General features: G+C 62.7%; 1 protein-coding gene and 1 other annotated feature. The gene reads right to left on the reverse strand.

Features of this window, described 5'->3' with window-relative positions:
- Positions 1–22: 22 nt before the first annotated feature.
- Positions 23–1242, reverse strand: a protein-coding gene (locus NM961_RS23870) for an IS3 family transposase (RefSeq protein ID WP_255916930.1) whose coding sequence is annotated in 2 segments (ribosomal slippage) — positions 23–957 and positions 957–1242 — 1221 coding nt in all. Because the reading frame shifts where the segments join, the coding sequence is not laid out codon by codon here.
- Positions 848–964, reverse strand: a sequence feature (AL1L pseudoknot). It overlaps the preceding gene by 117 nt.
- Positions 1243–1292 lie beyond the last annotated feature (50 nt).

The following is a 1292-nucleotide window of genomic DNA, read 5'->3' on the forward strand; positions in this document are numbered from 1 at the left end:
CCCGGAGACTCATTGGTGTGAGTCACGCCGCCATGGCGAGCTCACGGATTTGCCGATAGTAGGCCGCCTCAGCTTCTGCCGGCGGGATGTTGCCGATCGGCCCCAGCAATCGGGTGTTGTTGAACCAGTCGACCCATTCGAGTGTTGCCAGTTCGACCGCTTCGCGGTTGGCCCAGGAACGTCGGTGAATCACTTCGGCTTTGTACAACCCATTGATCGATTCGGCCAGCGCGTTGTCGTAGGAGTCGCCGACACTGCCAACGGACGGTTCTACGCCCGCTTGGGCCAGTCGTTCGGTGTAGCGGATCGAGACGTACTGGACGCCACGATCAGAGTGATGAATCAGGCCGCCTTCGGTTGGTCGACGTGCATGCAGTGCCTGCTCCAGAGCATCGAGCACAAAGTCGGTGCGAGCCGAACTGGATACTTTCCAGCCCACGATCCGCCGCGCAAATACGTCGATGACGAAAGCCACGTAGACGAATCCCTGCCACGTCGATACGTAGGTAAAGTCCGATACCCACAGCAGGTTCGGACGCTCAGCCCGGAATTGCCGGTTCACCTGGTCGCGCGGACACGGCGCAGCCTTGTTGCTATGCGTGGTCTTGATCACTTTGCCGCGCACCACACCAGCCAGCCCCAGTCGCTTCATCAGCCGCGCTACCGTGCAGCGCGCCACGCCAAAGCCCTCGCGCAGCAGCTGGTGCCACACCTTGCGCACGCCGTAGACCTGCTTGTTCTCGTCCCAGATCCGGCGGATCTCGCCGCACAGCGCATCGTCACGCCACGATCGGTTCGAGCGAAGCTCCGGATCAGCCTGACGCGCCGCCTGCGCGTAGTACGTCGACGGAGCGATCGGCAGCACCTTGCAGATCGGCTCGACTCCGTAGGCGTCGCGGTGTTCGTCGATGAACGCCGTCATGACTTGGACCGGCGGTCGAGCTCCGCCTGGGCAAAATACGCGCTCGCCTTGCGCAGAATCTCATTGGCTTGCCGAAGCTCACGAAGCTCTCGCTCCAGTTCCTTGATCCGCGCCTGCTCCGCCGTCGTCGGGCCAGGTCGCTTGCCCTGATCGCGCTCCGCCTGCCGAACCCAGCGACGCAGCGTCTCGGACGTACACCCGAACTTCCCGCTGATCGACTCGATCGCCGCCCATTGCGAGTCGTACTCGGCCTGGTGCTCCAGCACCATCCGAACAGCCCGCTCCCGCACCTCGTCCGAAAACTTGTCTGACTTTCTCATCGCTCTATCCTCTCAAGGGAAAGAGCCTCCGGGAAAGCCGGGGCGGTTCA

This window comes from Tahibacter harae, from assembly GCF_024437735.1.
Lineage (GTDB): Bacteria > Pseudomonadota > Gammaproteobacteria > Xanthomonadales > Rhodanobacteraceae > Tahibacter > Tahibacter harae.